Source organism: Nonomuraea sp. NPDC050478 (assembly GCF_044458265.1).
Classification (GTDB): Bacteria; Actinomycetota; Actinomycetes; order Streptosporangiales; family Streptosporangiaceae; genus Nonomuraea; species Nonomuraea ferruginea.
Map to the genome: position 1 here is coordinate 773,434 of NZ_JBITHT010000006.1, position 23,264 is coordinate 796,697.

General features: G+C 71.8%; 26 protein-coding genes. 13 read left to right on the forward strand and 13 right to left on the reverse strand.

The genetic code is table 11. The features are described 5' to 3' along the window. The first annotated feature begins 8 nt into the window (after positions 1–8). The 7 genes from ACIBF7_RS32725 to ACIBF7_RS32755 all read left to right on the forward strand — a co-directional run bounded on the left by ACIBF7_RS32725 (position 9) and on the right by ACIBF7_RS32755 (position 6,432). Positions 9–728, forward strand: a complete 720-nt coding sequence (locus tag ACIBF7_RS32725; protein ID WP_148029342.1) for a GntR family transcriptional regulator — start codon at positions 9–11, stop codon at positions 726–728. Between the two features lie 24 nt (positions 729–752). Continuing rightward, the gene (bioD, locus tag ACIBF7_RS32730) at positions 753–1,469 is read left to right on the forward strand and encodes a dethiobiotin synthase (RefSeq protein WP_397198841.1); all 717 of its coding nucleotides are present in this window, start codon (positions 753–755) and stop codon (positions 1,467–1,469) included. 37 nt (positions 1,470–1,506) lie between these two features. Further along, the gene (locus tag ACIBF7_RS32735) at positions 1,507–2,088 is read left to right on the forward strand and encodes a helix-turn-helix domain-containing protein (RefSeq protein ID WP_187280955.1); all 582 of its coding nucleotides are present in this window, start codon (positions 1,507–1,509) and stop codon (positions 2,086–2,088) included. Between the two features lie 82 nt (positions 2,089–2,170). Then, the gene (locus ACIBF7_RS32740) at positions 2,171–3,331 is read left to right on the forward strand and encodes a sensor histidine kinase (RefSeq protein ID WP_148029339.1); all 1,161 of its coding nucleotides are present in this window, start codon (positions 2,171–2,173) and stop codon (positions 3,329–3,331) included. Further along, positions 3,322–3,975 (forward strand): response regulator transcription factor, encoded by a 654-nt coding sequence (locus tag ACIBF7_RS32745; RefSeq protein WP_271276583.1) that lies wholly within the window; start codon positions 3,322–3,324, stop codon positions 3,973–3,975. The genes ACIBF7_RS32740 and ACIBF7_RS32745 overlap by 10 nt, the downstream gene beginning before the upstream one ends. Beyond that, positions 3,972–4,733, forward strand: a complete 762-nt coding sequence (locus ACIBF7_RS32750; protein WP_397198842.1) for a hypothetical protein — start codon at positions 3,972–3,974, stop codon at positions 4,731–4,733. Before ACIBF7_RS32745 ends, ACIBF7_RS32750 begins: the two co-directional genes overlap by 4 nt. A gap of 52 nt (positions 4,734–4,785) precedes the next feature. Further along, on the forward strand, positions 4,786–6,432 hold the full coding sequence (locus tag ACIBF7_RS32755; protein WP_397198843.1) for an acetolactate synthase: 1,647 nt from the start codon (positions 4,786–4,788) through the stop codon (positions 6,430–6,432). Positions 6,433–6,436: 4 nt separating this feature from the next. On the opposite strand, the gene ACIBF7_RS32760 is transcribed toward ACIBF7_RS32755, so the two are convergent. Then, complete coding sequence (locus ACIBF7_RS32760) at positions 6,437–7,999, reverse strand: serine/threonine-protein kinase (RefSeq protein ID WP_364237031.1); 1,563 nt, start codon at positions 7,997–7,999, stop codon at positions 6,437–6,439. 245 nt (positions 8,000–8,244) lie between these two features. Between ACIBF7_RS32760 and ACIBF7_RS32765 the strand changes: the two genes are divergently transcribed. After that, positions 8,245–8,625 (forward strand): thioesterase family protein, encoded by a 381-nt coding sequence (locus ACIBF7_RS32765; protein WP_187280954.1) that lies wholly within the window; start codon positions 8,245–8,247, stop codon positions 8,623–8,625. On the opposite strand, the gene ACIBF7_RS32770 is transcribed toward ACIBF7_RS32765, so the two are convergent. The 7 genes from ACIBF7_RS32770 to ACIBF7_RS32800 all read right to left on the reverse strand — a co-directional run bounded on the left by ACIBF7_RS32770 (position 8,615) and on the right by ACIBF7_RS32800 (position 15,018). Continuing rightward, entirely contained in the window at positions 8,615–8,827 is a 213-nt protein-coding gene (locus ACIBF7_RS32770) for a biotin/lipoyl-binding carrier protein (protein WP_148029334.1), read from the reverse strand. The genes ACIBF7_RS32765 and ACIBF7_RS32770 overlap by 11 nt on opposite strands. 33 nt (positions 8,828–8,860) lie before the next feature. Beyond that, complete coding sequence (locus ACIBF7_RS32775; protein ID WP_397198844.1) at positions 8,861–10,231, reverse strand: acetyl/propionyl/methylcrotonyl-CoA carboxylase subunit alpha; 1,371 nt, start codon at positions 10,229–10,231, stop codon at positions 8,861–8,863. 133 nt (positions 10,232–10,364) lie between these two features. Further along, positions 10,365–11,624, reverse strand: a complete 1,260-nt coding sequence (locus ACIBF7_RS32780) for an HD domain-containing phosphohydrolase (RefSeq protein WP_364237038.1) — start codon at positions 11,622–11,624, stop codon at positions 10,365–10,367. Continuing rightward, positions 11,621–12,976: an HD-GYP domain-containing protein gene (locus ACIBF7_RS32785; RefSeq protein WP_219548976.1), complete on the reverse strand. Its 1,356-nt coding sequence runs from the start codon at positions 12,974–12,976 to the stop codon at positions 11,621–11,623. Before ACIBF7_RS32785 ends, ACIBF7_RS32780 begins: the two co-directional genes overlap by 4 nt. A 225-nt stretch (positions 12,977–13,201) precedes the next feature. Then, positions 13,202–14,140, reverse strand: a complete 939-nt coding sequence (locus tag ACIBF7_RS32790; RefSeq protein WP_148029331.1) for an NAD-dependent epimerase/dehydratase family protein — start codon at positions 14,138–14,140, stop codon at positions 13,202–13,204. Positions 14,141–14,149: 9 nt separating this feature from the next. After that, positions 14,150–14,416 (reverse strand): mycothiol system anti-sigma-R factor, encoded by a 267-nt coding sequence (gene rsrA / locus ACIBF7_RS32795; RefSeq protein ID WP_148029330.1) that lies wholly within the window; start codon positions 14,414–14,416, stop codon positions 14,150–14,152. Further along, positions 14,413–15,018, reverse strand: coding sequence for a sigma-70 family RNA polymerase sigma factor (locus ACIBF7_RS32800; RefSeq protein WP_261808837.1), 606 nt, complete (start codon positions 15,016–15,018; stop codon positions 14,413–14,415). The genes rsrA and ACIBF7_RS32800 overlap by 4 nt, the downstream gene beginning before the upstream one ends. Before the next feature lie 233 nt (positions 15,019–15,251). On the opposite strand from ACIBF7_RS32800, the gene ACIBF7_RS32805 reads away from it, so the two are divergent. After that, positions 15,252–15,989 (forward strand): class I SAM-dependent methyltransferase, encoded by a 738-nt coding sequence (locus tag ACIBF7_RS32805; RefSeq protein WP_148029329.1) that lies wholly within the window; start codon positions 15,252–15,254, stop codon positions 15,987–15,989. A gap of 4 nt (positions 15,990–15,993) precedes the next feature. On the opposite strand, the gene ACIBF7_RS32810 is transcribed toward ACIBF7_RS32805, so the two are convergent. Beyond that, positions 15,994–16,326 (reverse strand): TraR/DksA C4-type zinc finger protein, encoded by a 333-nt coding sequence (locus ACIBF7_RS32810; protein ID WP_148029328.1) that lies wholly within the window; start codon positions 16,324–16,326, stop codon positions 15,994–15,996. Positions 16,327–16,484: 158 nt separating this feature from the next. Next, positions 16,485–17,231: an SOS response-associated peptidase gene (locus tag ACIBF7_RS32815; RefSeq protein WP_397198845.1), complete on the reverse strand. Its 747-nt coding sequence runs from the start codon at positions 17,229–17,231 to the stop codon at positions 16,485–16,487. Between the two features lie 93 nt (positions 17,232–17,324). Here ACIBF7_RS32815 and ACIBF7_RS32820 point away from each other — a divergent pair, with 93 nt between their 5' ends. From ACIBF7_RS32820 to rsgA, 3 genes are read left to right on the forward strand one after another with little or no spacing between them, the layout of a single operon-like run. Next, complete coding sequence (locus tag ACIBF7_RS32820; RefSeq protein ID WP_397198846.1) at positions 17,325–17,972, forward strand: Uma2 family endonuclease; 648 nt, start codon at positions 17,325–17,327, stop codon at positions 17,970–17,972. A 28-nt stretch (positions 17,973–18,000) separates the two neighbouring features. After that, a complete protein-coding gene (aroA, locus tag ACIBF7_RS32825) occupies positions 18,001–19,290 on the forward strand; it encodes a 3-phosphoshikimate 1-carboxyvinyltransferase (protein WP_397198847.1) in 1,290 nt (429 codons plus the stop codon). A 34-nt stretch (positions 19,291–19,324) separates the two neighbouring features. After that, entirely contained in the window at positions 19,325–20,383 is a 1,059-nt protein-coding gene (rsgA, locus tag ACIBF7_RS32830; protein ID WP_261808317.1) for a ribosome small subunit-dependent GTPase A, read from the forward strand. 7 nt (positions 20,384–20,390) lie between these two features. Here rsgA and ACIBF7_RS32835 read toward each other — a convergent pair whose 3' ends face one another. Continuing rightward, the gene (locus tag ACIBF7_RS32835; RefSeq protein ID WP_148029324.1) at positions 20,391–20,834 is read right to left on the reverse strand and encodes a DUF4442 domain-containing protein; all 444 of its coding nucleotides are present in this window, start codon (positions 20,832–20,834) and stop codon (positions 20,391–20,393) included. A gap of 100 nt (positions 20,835–20,934) precedes the next feature. Here ACIBF7_RS32835 and hisN point away from each other — a divergent pair, with 100 nt between their 5' ends. After that, complete coding sequence (gene hisN, locus ACIBF7_RS32840; protein WP_148029323.1) at positions 20,935–21,717, forward strand: histidinol-phosphatase; 783 nt, start codon at positions 20,935–20,937, stop codon at positions 21,715–21,717. Here hisN and ACIBF7_RS32845 read toward each other — a convergent pair. Both ACIBF7_RS32845 and ACIBF7_RS32850 read right to left on the reverse strand, forming a co-directional pair. Continuing rightward, positions 21,714–22,499 carry a fructosamine kinase family protein gene (locus ACIBF7_RS32845; protein ID WP_148029322.1) on the reverse strand — a complete coding sequence of 262 codons (786 nt, stop codon included), beginning with the start codon at positions 22,497–22,499 and terminating at the stop codon, positions 21,714–21,716. The two genes, hisN and ACIBF7_RS32845, sit on opposite strands and share 4 nt — an antisense overlap. Beyond that, positions 22,486–22,968: a low molecular weight protein-tyrosine-phosphatase gene (locus ACIBF7_RS32850; RefSeq protein WP_261808316.1), complete on the reverse strand. Its 483-nt coding sequence runs from the start codon at positions 22,966–22,968 to the stop codon at positions 22,486–22,488. Before ACIBF7_RS32850 ends, ACIBF7_RS32845 begins: the two co-directional genes overlap by 14 nt. Positions 22,969–23,264 lie beyond the last annotated feature (296 nt).

Consider the following 23,264-nt stretch of genomic DNA (forward strand, 5'->3'; position numbering starts at 1 on the left):
GTGAGAGCGTGACAGACGAAGGCCCTCGCGTACCGAAGTACTACGACGTGAAGCGGAGCCTGCTCGAGCTCACGAAGTCGCTCCAGCCGGGCACCGCGCTGCCCCCCGAGCGGACTCTCGCGGTGCGCTTCGAGACCTCCCGCACCACGGTCAGGCAGGCGCTGACCGAGCTGGTCGTCGAAGGACGGCTGCTGCGCATCCAGGGCAAGGGCACGTTCGTCGCGCAGCCCAAGGTGGCCCAGGTGCTGCAGCTCACCTCGTACATCGGAGACCTGCGCACGGCGGGGCTGGAGCCCGACACGAAGATCCTGGAGATGGGCTACATCACCGCCGACGAGCCGCTGGCGCGGCGGCTGGCGATCAACCCGGGCGGCCGCGTGCTGCGCATCCACCGCCTGCGGCTGGCCAACGGCGAGCCCGTCTCGGTCGACACCACCCACCTGTCGGCGCGGCGCTTCCCGCGCCTGCGCCGCGAACTGGAGGTGCACTCCTCGCTGTACGAGACGCTGCACAACGCCTACACCGTGCGGCTGACCGACGCCGAGGAGATCATCGAGACCGTGCTGGCCACCCCGTACGACGCCAAGCTGCTCGGCGTGGACGTGGGCCTGCCCATGCTGCTGCTCACCCGCCACGCCTTCGACGCCGACGGCAACCCGGTGGAGTGGGCGCAGTCGCTCTACCGCGGCGACCGCTACAAGTTCGTCACCCGCCTCCGCCGTCCCTGAGTCGCGCCCCTCTACGCTGGGCCGATGAGCGTCATCGTGGTCACCGGCACCGGCTCGGGCGTGGGCAAGACGGTGGTGTGCGCGGCCCTGGCGGCGCTGGCCCGCACGCGCGGGGCGAGCGCGGCGGTGGTCAAGCCCGCGCAGACCGGCGTGCGGCCCGGCGAGCGCGGCGACCTGGACGAGGTCATCAGGCTGTCCGGGGTGCCGACCACGTTCGAGCTGGCCCGTTTCGAGCAGCCGCTGTCGCCGGCCGCGGCGGCGCGGGCGGCCGGGGTGCCGCCGGTGTCGCTCGCGCAGGCCGCCCTGCGGATCCGGGAGCTGGCCGAGAGCAGCCGGCTGGTGGTCGTGGAGGGCACGGGCGGGCTGCTGGTGCGCTTCGACGAGGACGGCACGACGATCGCCGACCTGGCCAGGCTGCTGGGCGCGCAGGTGCTGGTCGTGACCGGGGCGGGCTGCGGCACGCTCAACCACACGGCGCTCACCCTGGAGGCGCTCGCGCACCGCGGGCTGGACCTGGCCGGGGTGGTCATCGGCGGGTGGCCCGCCGAGCCCGGCGTGATCGAGCGGAGCAACGTGGCCGACCTGGAGATGCTGGCGGCGCGGCCGCTGGCGGGCGCGCTGCCGGAGGGCGCCGGGCTGCTCGACGCCGGCGCCTTCGCGGCGGTGGCGCGGCGCGGGCTCGCCGTGACGCTGGGCGGCGCCTTCGACCCCGCCGCGTTCCGCGACTCGTACCACGTCTAGGATTGCCGGAACGGCAAGTCACGTTGCGGGAGTGGCCATGACGGAAGCGATCGAGGACGTCCTGACCCAGGTCGGCCCCCGGCTCAAGCGGCTGCGCGCCGAGCACGGCCTGACCCTGACCGGGCTGGCCGAGGCCACCGGCATCTCCACCAGCACGCTGTCGCGCCTGGAGTCGGGGCAGCGCCGGCCCACGCTGGAGCTGCTGCTGCCCATCGCCCAGGCCTACCAGGTGCCGCTGCAGGAGCTGGTGGGCGCGCCCGAGGTCGGCGACCCGCGCATCCGCCCCACCCCACGGCGGCTCAACGGCATGACCGTGCTGCCGCTGACCCGCCAGCCGGGGCCCCTGCAGGCGTTCAAGATGATCATCCCGCACCGGGGCGGCACGCCCGAGCCGCAGACCCACGAGGGCTACGAATGGCTCTACGTGCTGTCCGGACGGCTGCGCCTGGTGCTGGCCGACCGCGACCTGGTGCTGAAGGCCGGGGAGGCGGCCGAGTTCGACACCCGGCTGCCCCACTGGTTCGGCTCCGCCGACGAGCAGCCCGTCGAGGTCCTCAGCCTCTTCGGCCGGCAGGGCGAGCGCATGCACGTCAGGGCCAGGCCGAAGTCGCGCACCTGACCGGGGGTGGGGCTAACCCCACCCCGTACCCGGACGACAAACCCATGTCCAGCGGACCTTCCACCTCAATACGGTGGATTCCATGAAGGTCCCCCGTCCCTGGTCGGCCAGGGCCTGGCTGGACACCGCGCACGTGATCACCGGGCTGCCCGTCGCCTGCCTGCTCGCCGCGGCGACGCTCCCGCTGGCCCTGTTCCCCGCCGCGCTCCGCCACGCCCTGCCCTGGCTCACCGGGGTGCAGCGCTCCAGGTTCGCGGCGTTCCAGGGGGCGCGCATCCCGCCGGTCCCGGTGGCGTCCGGCTGGCGCACGCTGAGCCTGTGGCGGCAGGTGGGCTACCACGCGCTGTCGCCGCTCGTGAGCTTCCCCGCGGCCGTCCTGGTGTCGCTGGCCTGGGGGGCGGGCCTCGTGGGCGTGCTGGCCTTCCTGGGGCCGCTGTCCAGCCCGCCGCCCATGGTCTTCACGCCCGACCTGCGCGACCCGGCGGTGGCGGTCGTCTACGCGCTGGCCGGCGTCGTCCTGCTGGTGCTGGCGCCGCTGCTGGCCCGCGTCATGGCCGCGCTGGACCTGGCGATCGCCCGCGCGCTGCTCGGCCCCAGCCGCAAGGAGCTGGACGAGCGGATCGAGACGCTGACCGAGAGCCGCGCGGGCGTGATCGACGCCGCGGACGCCGAGCGCCGCCGCATCGAGCGCGACCTGCACGACGGCGCCCAGCAGCGGCTGGTGTCGCTCGCGATGAACCTCGGCATCGCCCGCGCCACGCTGACCGACCTGCCCGACCCCGCGCGCCAGGCCATCGAGCAGGCGCACGAGGAGGCCAAGCAGGCGCTCAGGGAGCTGCGCGACCTCGTCCGCGGCCTGCACCCCGCGGTGCTCAACGACCAGGGCCTGGACGCGGCGCTCTCCGGCGTGGCCGCGCGGGCCCCCATCCCGGTGCGGCTGGAGGTCGGCATCGACCGCCGCGTCTCCCCGACGATCGAGGCGGTGGCGTTCTTCACCGTGTCCGAGGCACTGACCAACATCGCCAAGCACGCCGCGGCCACCCGGGCCGAGGTGACCGTGCGGCGCGAGCGCGACCGGCTGCGCCTGCTGGTGTACGACGACGGCTGCGGAGGCGCGACGATGGACCGGGGCACCGGGCTGCGCGGCCTGGCCCAGCGGGTCGAGTCCGTCGACGGCACGCTGCGGCTGAGCAGCCCGCTGGGCGGGCCGACGACGATCGAGGTGGAACTACCGTGCGCATAGTGCTCGCCGAGGACTCCGTGCTGCTGCGCGAAGGGCTGATCCGGCTGCTGGAGGGCTCGGGCATGCGGGTGGTCGCGGCCGTGGCCGAGGCCGAAGGGCTGCTGCGGGCCGCCGAGGAGCACCGGCCCGACCTCGTGCTCACCGACGTCCGCATGCCGCCCACGCACACCGACGAGGGGCTGCGGGCCGCGCTGGTGCTGCGCCGCCGGCGGCCGGCGCTCGCCGTCCTGGTGCTGTCGCAGTACGTGGAGGAGCGCTACGCCGCCCAGCTGCTGTCGTCCGCCACGGGCGGCGTCGGCTACCTCCTGAAGGACCGGGTGGCTGACGTCGCCGAGTTCGTCGACGCGCTGCGCAGGGTCGCGGCCGGCGGCACCGCGCTCGACCCGGAGGTGGTGGCCCAGCTCCTGCTGCGCGGCCACAGCGACCCGCTGGACCGGCTGACACCCCGCGAGTACGAGGTGCTCCAGCTGATGGCGGAGGGCCGCTCCAACGCGGGCATCGGGCAGGCGCTGGTGCTCAGCGAGGGCGCGGTGGGCAAGCACATCGGCAACATCTTCGCCAAGCTCGACCTGCCCCCCGCCGAGGGCGACCACCGGCGGGTGCTGGCCGTGCTCCAGTTCCTCAAGATCAGGAGCTTGCCGTGAGGCGGCTCTGGCTGGTCCTGGGCGCGACCCTGACGGTGGTCGCGCTGGCCGTCTCCACCAACCTCGTCTGGCAGGCCGTCGCCGACCCCAGCCCGCCCACCGAGCTGACGTGGCGGTCCATCCCGTTCCGGGGCGGCGCGCTGACGATCGAGGCCGGCGACGACATCCACGTGCACATCCAGGCGGGCCGGGCCGGCTCCGTCGGGGTGGGGCGCCAACTGATGTGGACCGGGCGGAAGCCCACGGTGAGCGAGGAGTGGGCCGACGACGCGCTCCGCCTCGACGGCGGCTGCACCGGCGACCACCTCCCCGGTCAGCCGGACTGCCTGGTCAACTACCAGCTGTTCGTCCCACCGGAGACCGACATCGAGGCGACCACGAGCGCCTCGCTGAGCGTCAGCGGCATCCACGGCGACGTCAGCCTCACCTCCGCCTGGGGACTCGTCGACGCCGACGACCTGACCGGTGACCTGCGGCTGCGCAGCGAGACCGGCGACATCGACGCCGCACGCCTGCGCGGCGGCGTGGTGGACGCCGAGACCGGCACCGGCACGGTGCGGCTGTCGTTCGACACTCCCCCGGCCGACGTGCGCGCCGTGGTCAGGGCCGTCGGCGACATCGGGATGGACCTGCCCGAAGACGACTACGACGTGACCGCCAGCGCCCCCGAGACGGACGTCGAGAGCCGCGTCGACCCGTCCTCGTCACGCAAGGTGCGCGCCACGACCCGCGACGGCGTCATCCACATCTGCTGCTGACCTCCTCCTTGAAGGCTGTTTACTCATGTGACTCATTGGTAAGTTCCGGGCTATGGAGTCTGCGAAGCACGCCGGTGACGCCGCCGTCGCCGTGTCCAAGGCCTATGGTGTCGAGACCATGTTCACCCTCTCGGGAGGACATGTCTTCCCCCTGTACGACGGCGCCCAGCACGAGGGCATGCGCATCCTCGACGTGCGCCACGAACAGAGCGCGGTGTTCGCCGCGGAGGCCACCGCCCGCCTGACGAGGAAGCCCGGCCTGGCGGTGCTCACCGCGGGCCCCGGCATCACCAACGGCGTCAGCGGCGTGGCCACGGCCCACTTCAACGGCTCGCCGGTGGTCGTCATGGGCGGGCGGGCCCCCCAGTCCCGCTGGGGCAGCGGCGCCCTGCAGGAGATGGACCACCCGCCGCTGCTGGCCCCGATCACCAAGCTGGCGTTCACCTCCTCCGGCCCCGAGTCGACCGGCCAGGACGTCGAGATGGCCTTCCGCACGGCCGTGGCGCCGCACCGGGGGCCCGTCTTCCTCGACTTCTACATGGACCACCTGTTCTCGCCGTCGCCGGTGCACGAGCCGCAGACGCAGACGCCCTCGCCGCTGGAGCCCGACCCCGACGACCTGCGCGCCATCGCCCGGCTGCTGGCCGAGGCCGAGCGCCCGGTCCTGGTGTACGGGTCCGACGTGTGGATGGACCGGGCCGAGGAGGCCGCCCGCGACTTCGCCGAGGCGTGGCGGCTGCCGGTCATCCCCAACGGCCAGGGCCGCGGCATCCTGCCGGCCGGCCACGAGTTGCTCGTCACCCGCGCCCGCGGCCAGGCGTTCGCCAAGGCCGATCTGGTCGTCGTGATCGGCACCCCGCTCGACTTCCGGCTCGGCTACGGCTGGTTCGGCGGCAAGGACGGCGCGCCGCTGGCCAAGGTGGTGCACATCACCGACGCCCCGTCCCACCTTGTCACCCACATGCCCCCGGCCGCCTCCACCGCCGGCGACCTGTCCGTGGTGCTGTGGAGCCTCGGCGACGCCTGCGGCGAGGCGGGCGTCAAGCCCTCCCGCTACGCCGCCTGGCTGTCCACGCTCGCCGACACCGCCTCCGCGGCCATCGCCGGCGACGCCGAACTGCTGGCCGCCGACACCGACCCGATCCATCCCATGCGCATCTACGGCGAGCTGGGCAAGGTGCTCGCCGACGACGCGGTGGTCATCGGCGACGGCGGCGACTTCGTCTCCTACGCCGGCAAGTACGTCGAGCCCCGGCAGCCGGGCAACTGGCTCGACCCCGGCCCGTACGGCTGCCTCGGCACCGGGCTCGGCTACGCCATCGCCGCCCGCCTGGCCCGCCCGTCCTCCCAGGTGGTGCTGCTGCTCGGCGACGGCGCCGCGGGCTTCTCGCTGATGGACGTCGACACGCTCGTACGGCACCGCCTGCCGGTCGTCATGATCTGCGGCAACAACGGCATCTGGGGCCTGGAGAAGCACCCGATGCAGCTGCTCTACGGCTACGACGTGGCGGCCGAGCTGCAGCCGCAGTGTCGCTACGACCAGGTGGTGACGGCGCTGGGCGGCGGCGGCGAGCTGGTCACCCACCCGTCGGAGATCGGGCCCGCGCTGCGCCGCGCGTTCGACTCCGGCATCCCGTACATGGTGAACATCGCCACCGACCCGCAGATCGCCTACCCGCGCAACACCACGGGGGTGTGAGGGGCTAGTTCTTGGGGACCGGCGTGACCGAGGCGCTCGGAGTGGACGAGGGGCAGGGGTCGATCGGGATGAGGACGACCTTGACCACCTTGCCCACGATGAGCTCCTCCCCGCCGTCCGGCCAGCTCTGCGCGACCTTCAGGCACTCCTCCTTGACCTTGCCGCCGGTCTGGTCGTCGGCGTAGATCTTGAACCCGGAGGCGCTGAGCATGGACTTCGCCTGCGGATACGGCAGGTCGACCACGTAGGGCACAGGCTTCTTGGGCTTGGGAGTCGTCGGGGTGGCGGAGGGCGTCTTGGACGGCGTCGCCGTAGGGGTCGCCGTGGGAGTGGGGGACTGCGACGGCTTCGTCTCCTCGGGTGTCGGCGTCGTCTCCGGGCGGACCGGCGTCTCCGTCGTCGGAGTGGGCCTGGGCTTGGGCGGCTTCGTGGTGGTCTTGGCGGGGGTCGGCTCGTCGGTGACCTCGGCCGGCTGGCTCATCGCCGCCTTGTCCGGGTCGGGGGGCGGCACCGTCTCGCCGCTCATGTTGGTCAGCGCGACCGCGCCCGCGCCCACCCCGACCACCAGGGCCGCGGCCAGGGCGGCCACCAGACCGCCCCGGCGGGGCGCCTTGGCGGCGGCGCGGCGGCTCTGCCGCGGCCCCGCCACCGTGGTCGCCTCGGGGGCCTGCATGGCGCCCGTCTGATAGGACGCCACCGGCGGGGGCATGGTGGCGCCCGTCGACGGCATGGACGGCTGGGCGGGCGGCAACTGGCCGGCGGCGATCATGCGCGCCGCCTCGCTCATCGCCCGGGCGTTCGGGAAGCGCCGCGCGGGGTCCTTGGACAGCGCCTGCTCCACCAGCGCGCGCACCGGCGGCGGGATGTCGGGAGGCAGCGGCGGAGGCGCCTCCCTGATGTGCTTGAGCGCGATCGTGACGGGGCTGTCGCCGTCGAACGGCCGCTGCCCTGCCAGGCACTCGTAGGCGACCACGCCGAGCGCGTAGATGTCGACCGCTGGTGTGACCGGGGCGCCCTCGGCCTGCTCGGGCGCGCAGTAGGCGGCGGTGCCGAGCACCATGCCGGCGTCGGTGAGCCGGTTGCCCAGGTCGGAGCGGGCGATGCCGAAGTCGGTGAGCACGAGCGTGCCGTCGCGCTGCACGAGCAGGTTGCCCGGCTTCACGTCGCGGTGCACGATGCCCTGGTCGTGGACGGCCTGCAGGGCGGACGCCGCCTGCGCGATCAGCTCCATGGCCGGCTGGGGGGCGATCCGGCCCAGGCGGGTGAGCAGCCGGTCGAGCGGCTCGCCGTCGACGAACTTCATCACCAGGTAGACGGTGTCGCCGCTCACGCCGTAGTCGTAGACGTCGACGACCCCGGAGTGGTTGATCGTGGCCATCGCCCTGGCCTCGGCCTGGAAACGGGCCAGGAACCCGGGGTCTTGCATGCGGCCCGGAAGCAGCACCTTTACGGCGACGGTCCGGGCCAGGACGGTGTCCTCGCCGCGCCAGACCTCGCCCATGCCGCCCGCGCCGATGCGGGTATCCAGACGATACCGCCCGGCCAGCGTCGTCCCTTGGGCCACCATGACTTCCCCCGCTACCCCTCTACCTCTCGAACCTCGCCCACCCCAGGGTTCTCCAACAAAGCGGACTTGTGTCGCGGTGAGGTAACACAGAGGTCACGGAACTTCGAGAGAGTACGACTCACCCTTCTCACACGCCACACAAATGCCATAAGCCGTACAAACCCTATCCTGCGGCCTCGGGGTCATGCTTGTCCCCGTTTTGCACCAGATCTCGATGCCCGTAGTCGACTACTAGGCTTGGACACATGACGCTCGCTCCAGGTCTGCGCGCCCAGCTGATGATCATGGTCGAGGTGGAGGACACCGCGACGAAGATCGGCAGCGGCGACGTGCCCGTGCTCGCCACACCGCGCCTGCTGGCCCTCGCCGAGCAGGCCACCGTGCGGGCCGTCTTCGACCACCTGGAGCCCGGCCAGACCTCCGTGGGCACCCGCGCCGAGCTGGAGCACCTGGCGGCCAGCCCGGTCGGCACCCACGTCGAGATCGAGACCGAGCTGACCGCGGTCGACGGCAGGCGGCTGACCTTCGGCTTCCTCGCCCGCGACAGGCACGCGGTCGTCGCCCGCGGCACGATCGAGCGGGTCGTGGTCGACCGCGACAGGTTCATGAGCCGCGTCACTCGATGACGGCGATCAGGTCGCCTTCCTGGATCACGTCGCCCTCGGCCACCTTCAGCCGGACCACCACGCCGTCGTCCTCGGCGAGCACCGGGATCTCCATCTTCATCGACTCGAGAATGACCAGCGTGTCGCCGTCGGAGACCGCATCGCCCTCCTTGACGACCACCTTCCAGACGTTCGCCACCATCTCCGCACGGACCTCAGCCACCGCGACTCCCTTCGAGGAAATGATCCAACAATGTCATGCGGGCCTGCCGCCGCGCATCCGCGCCACCAGACCCGTGTCGTAGTCACCCTTGACGAACTCGCGGTGCTCCAGCAGCTCCGCGCAGAACGCCAGGTTGTTCTTGGGACCCTCGACGGTGAAGCTCGCCACCGCCTTGCGGGCCCGCTCCAGCGCCTCGGTACGGGTCGGCGCGTGCACGCACAGCTTGGCCATGAGCGGGTCGTAGAACGGGGTCACCGTGTCACCGGCCGCGTAGCCGGAGTCGACCCGCACCCCGTCGCCGGTCGGCTCGTCCCACACGGTGATCGTGCCGGGCCCGGGGAAGAAGCGCTTCGGGTCCTCGGCGTAGACGCGGAACTCGATCGCGTGCCCGGCCGTCGCCGTCGTCACCTCGGGACACTCCCCCGCCGCGACCCGCAGTTGCAGCTCCACCAGGTCGAGCCCGGTGACCAGCTCGGTGACCGGATGCTCCACCTGGAGCCGGGTGTTCATCTCCAGGAAGACGAAGTCCTGCGCGTCGGCGTCGACCAGGCACTCGACGGTGCCGGCGCCGAGGTAGCCGACCGCCTCCCCGGCCCGCACGGCCGCCGCGAGCATGCGCTCGCGCAGCTCGGAGGTGAGCCCGGGTGACGGCGACTCCTCCACCACCTTCTGGTGGCGGCGCTGCACCGAGCAGTCGCGCTCGCCCAGCGCCACGACCTTGCCACCGGGCAGGCCCAGGATCTGCACCTCGACGTGGCGGGCCCGCTCGATGTAGCGCTCCAGCAGGATGGCCGGCCCGGCCGGCGCGTCGCCCGCCGCGAACCGCGCGGCCGCCCTGGCCGCCTGCTCGAACGCCTTGGCCAGCTCGCTCTCGTCGCGCGCCACGCTCATGCCGATCCCGCCGCCGCCCCCGGCGGTCTTGACCATCACGGGGTAGCCGATGCTCCGGGCGGCCTCCAGCGCCAGGTCCAGGTCGGTGGCGGGCTCGCGGGTGCCGGCCGCGACCGGCACGCCGGCCGCCTCCATCAGGTTGCGCGCGTTGATCTTGTCGCCCATCCGGTCGATCGCCTCGGGCGACGGCCCGACCCAGACCAGCCCGGCGTCGATCACGGCCTGCGCGAACCGGGCGTTCTCCGCCAGGAACCCGTAACCGGGGTGGACGGCGCGGGCTCCGGTCGCCCTGGCCGCCTCCAGCACCTTGGCCGTGTCGAGGTAGCTCTGCGCGGGCGCGGCCGGGCCGATCAGCACCGCCTCGTCGGCCTCACGCACGAACGGCAACCCCGCGTCCGCCTCCGAGTGGACCGCCACCGCCCGCAGCCCCAGCCGCTTGACGGTACGGATGATCCGGCGGGCGATCTCTCCCCGGTTGGCGACCAGAACAGGCCCCAGCGACTCAGTCAGCACGGAGCAACCCTACGGCTCCCGCACCCCTGATCCCTTTCCCTCGACACCACCGATCCGGACAACCGGTTCTGTAGGATTCCTACAATGGTGAGCTCACGGAAACCCGCTAGCGGCCCGGCTCACTGCGCGACCCCTACAGCCGCAGCAGCAGGCGGCCCGCCACGCGGGCCAGCGCCTCGACCGCGTCGGCATCGTACGCGACCCCCGCGCCCAGCCTCAGCCGTTCCAGCGCGGCGCTCGCCCGGTCGCGGTCGGTCGACCCGCCCAACAGGTCGTCGTAGGCGTTGACGACCTTGATGATGCGGCTGGCCAGCGGAGGGTCCTCGCTCACCGGGTCGCACTGACGGCTCACCAGGTCGGCCACCCGGTCCAGCACCCCTGTCTGCCTGATCACCTCGGCGCCCAGCTCGGCGATGCGCCGGGCCTGGTCGGGCTCGGCGAGCACGGTGGCGCCGCCGGGGATGGGGTCGCGCAGCGAGAGCTGGCCGATGTCGTGCATCAGCGCGGCGTACTCGAGCTCCAGCAGCTCCGGCTCGGCCATGCCCAGCTCCCTGCCGACGGCCACGGCCAGGCGGCTCACCCTGCGCGAGTGGCCCGGCTCGACGTAGCCGCCGACCTCGGTGACCCTGGACAGGGCGCGCACGGTCTGCAGGTAGGTGGCGCGGATCCCGGCGTACTTGCGGAAGGCCACCTGGGTGACCAGCAGCGGGGCCGCGAACACGAGCAGCGCCACGAGGTCCATGCTGTGCGTGGCGAGCGCCAGCAGCACCCCGGAGGACGCCACCGCGGCGCCGAGCGGGAAGGCGACGTTGAGCTCGTCGCGCAGCGCCACCCGGAAGGCCGTGCGCACCTGCTCGGCCCTGAGCATGGCCGCGATCAGCATGTCGATCAGCAGCATCAGGCCGATCAGCACCACCATCACGCCGAGCGCCGGCCACCAGGTGCCGCCCTCGCCCTGGGTCAGCCAGTAGAGCGGATCGGCGAGCGGCCTGAAGGCGGCGGCCAGCAGCGCGCCGGTGAGCAGGCGGCGGGCCATCGCGTCGAGCCGGGGAGGCCGGCCGACCGCCAGGTGGGGCAGCGCGCCCGCGATCATGCCGACCGCGATCACCGCCACCACCTGGAGCGCGGAGTGGTGCAGCTGGACCTGGCTGAGGTCGAGCAGCAGCGTGTAGCCGAGCGCGGCGGCGGCCCCGATCGGGGCGACCTCCCGGTTGCCCGGCATGGTGAGCCTGGCCAGCTCGCCGGCCGCGATCAGCGCGCCGAACCCGACGGCGATCTCCGGCCGGTCGAGCCCCTCGGCCGAGACATGGGCGATGCCCGCCAGAGCCACAGCGCCCGCGGTGCAGATGAGCACCAGCTGACCCGTGCGGAGCCGCCGGAGCGCGCGGGTCACTGCCCGGTCACCACTTGGATGGGCATGGTGGGGTCGTCGTGGTCCTTCGTGGGGGTCTCGGCGGCGTCGGGGGGCGGCAGATCGACGCGCCGCGGCGGCTGCCACGGCTCGCGCTCCAGCGCCCGCACGAACGCCGCCACCATCACCGGGTCGAACTGGGTGCCCGCCCCCTTGCGCAGCTCCTCCACGGCCACGCTGACGGGCCGCGCGCCGCGGTAGGAGCGGACGGAGGTCATCGAGTCGAACGCGTCGGCCACCGCGATGATCCGGGCGAACTCCGGGATCTCGTCGCCGGCCAGCCCCATCGGGTAGCCCTTGCCGTCGTGGCGCTCGTGGTGGTGCATGATCCCGGCGAACGCCTCGTCGAGGAAGTCGATGCCCTGCACGATCTCCAGCCCGCGCATCGGGTGGAGCTGGATCGCGGCGAACTCCTCCTCGGTGAGCGGCCCGTCCTTCTGCAGCACCTTGGTCGGCACGCCGAGCTTGCCCACGTCGTGCAGCATGCCCGCGTAACGGATGGCGCGCATCCGCTCCACGCCCATGCCGACCTCCTCGGCGATCATGCCGGACGCCAGTGACACCCGGGTGCAGTGGCCTCGGGTGTAGTAGTCCTTGGTCTCCACCGCCTGGCACAGCGCCGCGATCGTGGCGTCGTACGAGCGCTGCTGCGCGTGATACTGGCCGAACGCCCAGCGCGCCACGAACAGCGGCACCAGCACCAGCACCGCCGAGATCGACTGGATGGTCGCCCACAGGCCCGCCACCAGCAACCCGAACGTGCCGTAGCCGAAGTAGGACAGCAGGAACTGGGCCAGCCCGCGCAACGGCATCTCGACCGGCCTGACGCGGGTCGCCAGCCGGACCATGGTGAGCGTGAGCAGGATGTTGAGCGGCACGAACACCGCGGTCGCGCCCACGTACGGGCCGATGAGGTCGTCGAACTCGTGGACCTCCGGCACGCCGATCGCGCCGCCGAGCCAGACGTAGACGAAGCCGGCCGCGTAGCCGCAGATGGCGAACTGCGCCCCGTTGAAGACCCGCTTGATGAGCGGCAGCCCGGGCCGCACGCTCAGCACGGCGGTCAGCCCCACCAGCGCCGCGCCCTCGGGCCCGATCAGCACCACGGCGGCCAGCGCCGCCGAGAAGCTGACCGACACCGCGAAATGCTCCACGGTCAGCAACGTCGGCATCGACTCGCACACCAGGAACAGGAGCATGAGCACGAGCAGGACGTCGAGCTTGCCCGCGACGGCCGAGCCTCCAGGCGCGACGGCGCTCCACCCGACGAGCCCGGCCACCGCTCCGATCAGGGCGACCAGGTAGACCCTCGCGGGCCACGGCAGATCACGCATTGCGGCCCCCAACGCACGTTCAGGTCCAGGAAACCCCGGGGGGCGTGGCCATGCCCACAAGGAACGCGGCCACGGGGGTGATGAGCACGACGGCCGTGAACAGCCGGGCGATCAGTGGCTTCAACATGCGCTGGCCTCCACGTCGATTTCTGGGGCTCACGCTACAGAAGACGGCGCCCGCAAACCGGCCGAGTCACGAATCGCAAGCAAAGTGTAATCGAACAACTACCTGCGGCGACTTCTGGCCCATTCGACCGTGTTCTTCACGCCTGTGGACAAATCAACGCGCGGCTCCCAGCCGAGGCCCTCATAGGCGGGCACCGGGTCGACGGCCATGGCCGGCAGATCGCCGGGCCGCGGCGGGGCGAAGCCTGGCTTGTCGGGCGCGCCGGCCGCGTCGGCGATCAGCGAGTGGAGCCTGCGGTCGGTGGTCTGGATGCCGGTGCCGAGGTTGAACCGGCGGCCGTCGCCGGCGGAGCCGCACGCCCGGACGAAGCCCTCCACGACGTCGTCGACGTAGACGTAGTCGCGGGTCTGCGTGCCGTCGCCGTAGACGACCGTGGGAGTGCCGCCGAGCAGCGCGTCGGTGAAGATCGACACCACGCCCGCCTCGCCTTCGGGCGACTGGCGCGGCCCGTAGACGTTGGCCAGCACGAGCGTGGTGTATTCCATGCCGTACAGGCCCCGGAAGGCGGCGAGATAGGTCTCGCCGCTGAGCTTGGAGGCGGCGTAAGGGGAGCGCGGGTCGGTGGGGGCGCCGGCCGGCACGGGGATCGTCTGCGGCCTGCCGTAGACCGCGACGGACGAGGCGAACACCACCTTGCGCGCGCCGCCCTCACGCGCGGCGGTGAGCACGGCGGCGGTGCCGGTGACGTTGAGACTGGCGTCGAGCACCGGGTCGGCGACGCTCTTGCGCACGCTGATCTGCGCGGCGAGATGGCAGACGACCTCCGGCCTCAGCTCGGCGGCCAGGGCGACCAGGGCGGGGTCGCGGATGTCGAGCTCATGCAGCCGGAGCCGGCCAGTCCCGGTCGCCTGGGCGAGGTTGTCGCGGCCGCCCGAGGACAGGTCGTCGACGACGGCGACCTCATGCCCTTCGGCGAGCAGACGGTCGACGAGATTGGATCCGATGAACCCGGCACCCCCGGTGACAAGCACGCGCATGGGGAGATCCTAGTCGGACAGCTCGGCCCTCACCCGTGCGATACGCGCCAGCACTTTGTCGCGCAGGTCGTCGGGGACCGGATCGCAGCCGCACTTCTTGGCGACGAGCTGCTTGATCGCCTTGTCGAGGTCGTACTCCTCCAGGCAGGGGCCGCACTCGTCGAGATGCACGCGGATGTCGGCGACATCTCCGGCGGTCAGCTCGCCGTCGAGGTACTCGTAGACCCTGTCGAGCACCTCACGACAGTCGGTCTCATGCGGCTTGCCACAGCTCATTTCGATCCCTCCGTCGGGACCAGGCCCCGCTCACGAGCGTAATCCTCCAGAAGACCGCGCAACTGTCTGCGCCCGCGATGGAGCCTTGACATCACGGTGCCGATCGGAGTGCCCATGATGTCGGCGATCTCCTTGTAAGGAAAGCCCTCGACGTCGGCGAGGTAGACAGCGATCCGGAAGTCTTCGGGCAGCGCGGCCAAGGCCTCCTTGACGTCGCCGTCGGGGAGGTGCTCGAGCGCCTCGACCTCAGCCGACTTCAGCCCGCTGGAGGTGTGGGAGCCGGCCCGCATGAGCTGCCAGTCTTCGATCTCCTCGGTGCCGGCCTGCTTGGGCTCGCGCTGCTTCTTGCGGTAATTGTTGATGAAAGTATTGGTGAGGATACGGTAGAGCCACGCCTTGAGGTTGGTGCCTTCCTGGAACTGGTGGAAGGACGCGAACGCCTTGGCGAAGGTCTCCTGCAGCAGGTCCTCGGCGTCGGCGGGGTTCCGGGTCATCCGGAGCGCGGCCGAATAGAGCTGCTCGAGGTAAGGCATGACATCACGCTCGAACCGCTCGCCCCGCTGTTCCAGAGTCTCCGCGCCTGTCGCGGGCACCGGACCCACCCCCCTAAGATCACCGGTGACCAGCTGTGGCGGGACACCGTACTCAGGGGAGGATACCCGTTCGCCGGTGACCGGGCGGTCATCGGGGAGGGCGTCGAGCAAAGTGAGCATGCTCCTCGCAACACGCCCGTGTCTTCGTCTGTTCCCGCAAGATAGAAGGTGACGAACAACCCGGTGCGGGGAAAACCATACGTACCGGCTGGTAGCCATTTTCCGGAACCCAGGAGTCGCGCGTGCTGCCCATTCCGGCCGAGGAACTCAACGGCTCAGGAACGTTGGGGCCGTACTGGACCTTTTACCACGCCGTCGTCGCCGAACAGCTCAGCAGATGGCTCCCCGCCCAGCCCTCGGTCGTCCTCGACCTGTCCGGCGGCCGCGGCCGGTGGTCCAGCCAGGCCGCCCGGGCGGGTCACCGGGTGATCGAGGTGCTCGACTTCCGCCGGACCTCCGAGGGCGTCCGGCTGCGGGAGGCGGGGCTGGTCCGCCACGTGCGTGCCGACGACCTGTCCTTCCTGCCCGACGAGAGCGTCGACGCGGTGGTCGCCGAGGAACGCGCGATGTCGATCGAGCTGATGGCCGAGTCGGCGATGAGCGACGTGGCCCGCGTGCTCAAGCCCGGCGGGCGCGCCCTGGTGTGCGTCGACTCGCTGGTGCTGGGCATGGCGATCCTGGCCGAGCAGGGCCAGTGGCAACACCTGCGGCAGACCGGCGAGGTCATGCTGGTGCCGTGGCCCGACGGCAGCATCACGCGCTGCTTCAGCAGCACGCAGCTGCGCGAGCTGCTCATGGGCGCCGGCCTCGACGTCGAGTGGGTGCGTCCGCGCACGGTGCTGTCGCCCTCGACGGTCGACCACGTGCTCGGCTCCGACACGCGCACCCTGTCCTACCTGGTGCGCACCGAGCTCGACGCACGTCCGGACGAGGACGACACGGTCGGCATCCACCTGGTGGCCAGCGCCCGCAAGATCTGAGCGGTCAGCGCCTGCGCTCGCGCTTGCCCTGGCACTGCACGCACCGCGACGCCTCCGGGCGGGCCTCCAGCCTGCCCTCGGGCACCAGCGCGCCGCAGTCGACGCACCGTCCGTAGGTGCCTTCGTCCAGCCTCTTGATGGCGTCGACCACCGCCCTGCGCTGCGTGGTCGCGACGGTCAGCATCGCCCTGGCGCGATCGGCGTCGGTCAGGTCGGAGCCCGCGTCGGCGGCTGAGTACTCCCGGATCGCCACCGGGTCGCCCTGCAGCACCCCGATCGAACGGTCGAGTTCGGCGAGCATGTCTTCCAGTCGCTCACGAGCGGTCGCGGCGTCCACGGATCCGCACCTCCGGGAAAGTGAGGGCAACCCGCGACGGGAGCTCCCCGGTAATCCCGCGCGGTGCGATTGAGGGGCATTTGATAAGCAGTGACACCGCGTACACGCATGCCATTGCTTTCCTCACCGGATGCCCGCTTCACACGCTCCTTACACCTTCAGAAAAGCCCGCTTTCCCCCTCCTCCGGAAGCGGCTCGACAAGGCCGGGGCCGTTGTTCCTGACGTTGTTGACGTCGGTGCCGACGGGGTGGGCGGTGAGCCTGCCCGGCTGGGCCGGCACCAGCAGCCGCTGCGCCTGCTCCGTGTCGGTGACCTTCGGGTCGAGCCACTCGCCCCAGCGCTCACGCTCGATCATCATCGGCATGCGGTCGTGGATGCGGCCCAGCTCGTCCTCCGCGTCCGTGGTGATCACCGTGCAGGTGACGAGCCACTTCAGCGGGTCGTCGTCGGCGCGGTTCGGGTCCTTCCAGAACTCGTACAGCCCCGCCATCGCCAGGACCCCGCCGTCGGACGGATGGATGAAGTAGGGCTGTTTCTTCTTCTTGTCGCCCTCGACCGGCATCCACTCGTAGTAGCCGTCGGCGGGCAGCAGACAGCGCCGCTTGGCGAACGCCTTCCGATAGGACGGCTTCTCCGCCAGCGTCTCCGCCCTGGCGTTGATCATCCGCGACCCGACGGACGGGTCCTTGGCCCACGCCGGCACCAGCCCCCACTTGACCACCCGCAGCTGCCGCACCGCCCGCTCGGCGTCCTTCGGCACGCGGCTCAGGACGGCGTAGACGTTCTTGGTCGGCGCCACGTTGTAGTCTGCGCCGAGCTCCTTCTCAGGGTCGGCGTCCTGCTCCACCTGGAACTCCTCGAGGAGCTGGTGCTTGTCGCGCGCCGACGCGTATCTCCCGCACATTCCTCCACACTGCCACGTCCGTCATTCGCTCGCGTGTACGAGTCGCATGCGCAATACTCTGAGTATCGAAGAGGACACGAAGGGATACGGACGATGGTGACGACTTCTCGCAAGACTCACGGATGCCCCGCTCCGTCTCCCGAGCCGGAGGTGTCCGCCACGACCGGCGAAGTCCCGCCCGCCCCCGCGGGCGAAAACGAGCTCACGACCCTTCGCGACGTCTACGACGCCCTGGTCGGCCGCACGAAGATGCGCGCCGAGATCATCGACGGAAGGTTGATAGTGAGCCCTCTAGGCACCCCCGAACATCAGGACATGGCGACGACCCTCGCCGTCGTTCTGCGCCCCCACGCCGTCGCACGCGGCTGGAAAGCCGTCGCCGGCCTCGGGATCTGCACGGACGGGACACGTGACCCGTACGAGCCGGACGTCGCGGTGTACCCACCCGACGCGCCCCGCTGGGGAGCCCGCGAGGTGTACGCGAGCGGGCTCGTCATGGCGGGCGAGGTCGTCTCGGCCAGCAGCGTCGGCGACGACCGCGACCACAAGCCCGGCATTTACGCGACCGCCCGCGTCCCGATCTACCTGCTCATCGACCCCGTCTCGGAGCCCGCCCGGGTCACCGTGTTCAGCGAGCCGAAGGACGGGCGCTACACGATCTCCACCAGCGTCGACCTGGGCAAGGAGATCCACCTCCCCGACCCCGTCGACTTCCTGCTCGACACCGCCGTCTTCCTGTGACGGCGCGGCGGGCCAGTAGGCTTTGAGCATGCCTGACGCCCACTGGTCCGCCCCGCACGCCGACGCTCCCGTCTCGGCGTCCGTCTCGCTGCCCGGTTCGAAGTCGGTGACCAACCGGGCGCTGGTGCTCGCCGCACTCGCCGACGGTCCCTGTGTCGTACGCCGCGCGCTGCGCAGCCGCGACGCCGACCTGATGGCCGGGGCGCTACGGGCCCTCGGCGCCACGCTCACCGCGTCGGCCGAGACCGCCTCCAGCGTCGACTACACGGTCACGCCGGGGCCGATCCGCGGCGGCGCGCACATCGACGCCGGGCTGGCCGGCACCGTCATGCGGTTCGTGCCGCCGGTGGCCGCCCTCGCCGACGGCCCGGTGGCGTTCGACGGCGACCCGCACGCGCGCAAGCGCCCGATGGGCCCGATCCTCGACGCGCTGCGGGCGCTCGGCGCGCGGGTCGACGGCGACGCGCTGCCGTTCACCGTCCACGGGCCGCTCGCCGGCGGCGAGGTGACGGTCGACGCCTCGGCCTCGTCGCAGTTCGTCTCGGGCCTGCTGCTGGCGGCCGCCCGGTTCGAGAAGGGGGTGGCGGTCCGCCACGCCGGCCCGCCGGTCCCCTCGCAGCCGCACATCCAGATGACCGTCCACATGCTCCGCACCGCCGGCGTCCGGGTCGACGACCACGAGCCCGACGTCTGGCGCGTCGAGCCGGGGCCGATCGCGGCCCGCGAGTGGGTGGTGGAGCCCGACCTGTCCAACGCGGCGCCGTTCCTGGCCGCCGCCCTCGTCACGGGCGGCACGGTGACGGTCCCCGGCTGGCCGCTGAAGACCACCCAGCCGGGCGACACGCTGCGCGACCTGCTCGCCCGGATGGGCGGCGACGTCCGTCTGGAGTCCGCCTCAGGCGACGTCGCCGACCTCGTCGTGAGCGGCACGGGAGAGATCGCCGGGATCGACGCCGACCTGCGCGAGGTGGGCGAGCTGACCCCGACCGTCGCCGCGCTGGCCGCGCTCGCCGGCACGCCGAGCCGCCTGCGCGGGATCGCCCATCTGCGCGGTCACGAGACCAACCGGCTCGCCGCGCTCGTCACCGAGATCAACCGGCTCGGCGGCGACGCCGAGGAGACCGCCGACGGGCTCGTCGTCCGTCCCCGCCCGCTGCGCGGCGGCCTCTTCCACAGCTACGACGACCACCGCATGGCCACGGCCGGCGCGGTGATCGGCCTGGCCGTTCCCGGCGTCGAGGTGGAGAACATCGCGACGACGGGTAAGACCCTTCCGGAGTTCGCCGACATGTGGGCCGCCATGCTGGGCGACCGGTGACCGCCATGCGCGGATACCTCCCCCTTCCCGGGGTATGCGGCCCCTCTGGACGAGCCAGCGAGGTCATAGGAGTGGACCGCTGAGAAGGCGGGAGTACGACGAGGACGACGTACGGGTCAGGCCGGGCAAGGGCTCCAGGCCGCGGACCCGCATCCGCCCTGCCCACGACGACGCGGAGCAGGGCTTCGTGGTGGCGGTCGACCGGGGCCGCTACACGACACTGGTGGAGGCCAGGCGCAAGCAGCAGCGCCGCCTGGTGGTGGCCATGAAGGCGCGCGAGCTGGGCCGCAAGGGCATCGTGGTCGGCGACCGGGTGGCGCTCGTGGGCGACGTCTCCGGCCGGCCCGACACGCTGGCCAGGGTCGTCCGGGTGGAGCCGCGCACGTCCATGCTGCGGCGCTCGGCCGACGACACCGAAGACACCGACGGCATCGAGCGGCCGGTGGTGGCCAACGCCGACCAGCTCGTCATCGTGACGGCGCTGGCCGACCCGCCGCCCCGGCCGCGCATGATCGACCGCATCCTGGTGGCGGCGTTCGACGCGGAGATCGACCCGCTGCTCTGCCTGACCAAGTCCGACCTGGCGCCGCCGGACGACCTGGTGGCCCAGTACGCCCCGCTGGGGGTGCCGCACGTCGTCGTCCACCGGGGCGGCTCGCTGGACGAGCTGCGCGACCACCTCAAGGGGCGCATCAGCGTGCTGGTCGGGCATTCAGGGGTGGGCAAGTCGACGCTGGTCAACGTGCTCGTCCCCGACGCGAACCGAGCCGTGTCGCAGGTGAACGCCGTGACCGGGCGCGGCCGCCACACCTCCACCTCGGCCGTCGCCCTCGAACTGCCCGAAGGCGGGTGGATCATCGACACGCCCGGTGTCCGCAGCTTCGGCCTGGCCCACGTGTCGGTGGAGACGGTCCTGGCCGCCTTCCCCGACCTGGTGGAGGGCACGGTCAAGTGTCCCAAGGGCTGCACCCACCTGACGGAGGGCTGCGCCCTGGACGCCTGGGTGGCCGCCGGTCACGCCGACACGGCCCGCCTGCGCTCCCTCCGCCGCCTCCTGGCCAGCCGGGAAGGCGCGCTCGACGACAGCCCCTGACCCGACCTCAGCGGGAAGGGCGCAGGGTCCAGGAGACGGTGAGGGTGGCCACCACCGTGCCTTCCTCGTTCCGTACCTCGACCTCGACGTCGAACTCCGGCCGCTCACCGGCGTCCAGCCGCCCCACCACCTCCTCGCGCGCGGCCAGCAGCCGCGCCGACGCCACGATCTCGCCCTTGGCCAGCTTGAGGTAGCGGACGGTCGACGCGGTAGCCAGGGGGACCGCCCGATTGAGCTGGTCGCCGAAGGCCGTGAGCATGGCGGCGCCGGACGCCGACTCGGCCAGGGTGAACAAGGCGCCCGCGTGCGGACCGCCGACATGGTTGTGCAGGTCGGACCGGTCCGGCAGGCGGCAGACGGCGCGCCCGTCGGCGGCGGAGTCGAAGGTGATGCCGAGAGTGCGGGCGAAGGGCACGGTCTGGAGCAGCAGATCGCCGACGTCAAGTGACATGCCCGCATGCTACTAGCCGGTAACCGAAAACCGGGCTTATCAGAAAAGCCGCCGCGGGTGACTGCTGTTCGGCACAGGCGGCACGGTAGCGTGACACTTCGTGCAGGGATACCACGATGACCTCCGTCTCGCCCACGTCATGGCCGACGCCGCCGACGACCTGACGATGCGGCGCTTCAAGGCGGTCGACCTCAAGGTCGAGACCAAGCCGGACCTCACCCCGGTCAGCGACGCCGACCGCGCCGTCGAGGAGTCGATCCGCGGCACGCTGCGCCGCGCCAGGCCGCGCGACGCGGTGGTGGGTGAGGAGTTCGGCAAGACCGGCTGGGGGGCCAGGTCGTGGATCGTCGATCCCATCGACGGCACCAAGAACTACGTGCGCGGGGTCCCCGTCTGGGCGACGCTGATCGCGCTCATGGAGTACGGCAAGGTCGTGGTCGGCCTGGTGTCGGCCCCGGCGCTGGGCCGGCGCTGGTGGGCGGCGACCGACGGCGGCGCGTGGACCGGCAGGAGCCTGACGAAGGCGACCCGGATGCGCGTGTCGTCCGTCTCCAGCCTCGGCGACGCGTCCTTCTCCTACTCCAGCTTCAGCGGCTGGGAGAAGACCGGCCGCCTCGACGGCTTCCTCGACCTGGGCCGCTCCTGCTGGCGCACTCGCGCGTACGGTGACTTCTGGTCGCACATGATGGTGGCCGAAGGCTCGGTGGACCTGTCGGCCGAGCCGGAGCTGTCGCCGTGGGACATGGCGGCGCTCACGGTCATCGTCGAGGAGGCGGGCGGTCGCTGGACCGACACGGCGGGCGTGCGCGGCCTGGAGGGCGGCAGCCTGGTGTGCACCAACGGCCTCCTGCACGACGAGGTCATCAGCCGGCTCAACTCCTAGAGCGCCAGCACCTTCGCCACGGCGTCCATCAGGCTGCCGTGGTACGCGCCGCCGAACAGCACCACGTGCACGAGCAGCGGATGCAGCTGGTGCAGCGGGACCCGTTCGCGCCAGCCGTCCCCAAGCGGGGCCTCCTCCTGGTACGCGCCCAGGATCCGGTCCAGGTACGGCGCCCCGAACAGCGCGAGCATGGCCAGGTCGGTCTCCCGGTGGCCGCCGTGGGCCGCGGGGTCGACCAGCACGACCCGGCCGCCCGACCACAGCAGGTTGCCGCTCCACAGGTCGCCGTGGATGCGGGCGGGCGGCTCCGGCTCCCCGGCGACCTCGGCGAACCGCGCCACCGCCCGCTCGACGAGCGCCAGGTCACGGGACGGCAGCCGGGCCGTCATGGCGAACGGCAGCACCCGCCGCTCCGCGTAGAAGGTCGGCCAGTCGCCGGCGGGCGTGTTGTCCATCGGCAGTTCCGCGATGAACCCCGGCCAGGGCGCGCCGAAGGCGTCCGCCCCGGCCCGGTGCATGAGCGCCAGGTCGCGGCCGAAGCGCTCGGCCGCGGCGGCGCTCGGCGGCTCCTCGTCCACCCACGACAGGACCAGCCGATCCGCACCGGCCTCGATCACCTCGGGTACGGCGATGACCTCGCCCAGCCAGCGCAGCCCGGCCGCCTCGGAGGCGAAGACCGGCGAACGGGCTCCCGTCTTGGCGAACACCACGCGGCCGTCGTCGAGCACGCCCCGCTGCAGCCGCCAGCCGTGGGACGTGCCCAGGTCCTCAGTCGATCTCATCGGCGATGTGCTTGGCGATGCCCACGGACGCGGCCTCCACCAGGGTAAGCACCTCGACGAACCCTTCATCGCCGCCGTAGTACGGGTCGGGCACCTCGGCGCCGGCAGGCGCGTCAGGGTCGAAGGAACGGAACAGCCGCACCTCCACGCCGGAGGACGCCATCCGGCTGAGGAACGCCCGGTTGTCGCGATCCATGGCCAGCACCAGGTCGTAGCGGTCGAACCAGTCGGCGGTGAACTGCTGGGCGACGTGCTCGGATCCGTCGTACCCGTGAGCGGCGAGCACCCGCAGCGCCCGCTCGTCCATCGGCCCACCGGCGTGCCAGCCGCCGGTGCCGGCGCTCTCCACGATCACCTGTTCGCCCAGCCCGTGACCGTCCAGCACCTTGCGGAGCACGGTCGCGGCCATCGGGGAGCGGCAGATGTTGCCCATGCAGACCACGCACACGCGGTAAGTCACTGAAGTCATACCTCCATCATGGGCCCGTCCGGAGTGCCGGTCGTCCGTTCGCCCTCGCGGAGCCGGAACGTACCGATATGATCGCGGTGGCCCCGAAAACAAGAAAAGCCCCAAAGCCATAGCCTCAGGGCTCACCCACAAGAAAAGCCCCCAAGACCGAAGCCTCGAAACCCTCATAAACAAAGAAAGGCCCCGACAGAACCTGTCGGAGCCTTTCCCATATGAAAATTGTCCGGCGGTGACCTACTCTCCCACACCCTCCCGAGTGCAGTACCATCGGCGCAGAGAAGCTTAACTTCCGGGTT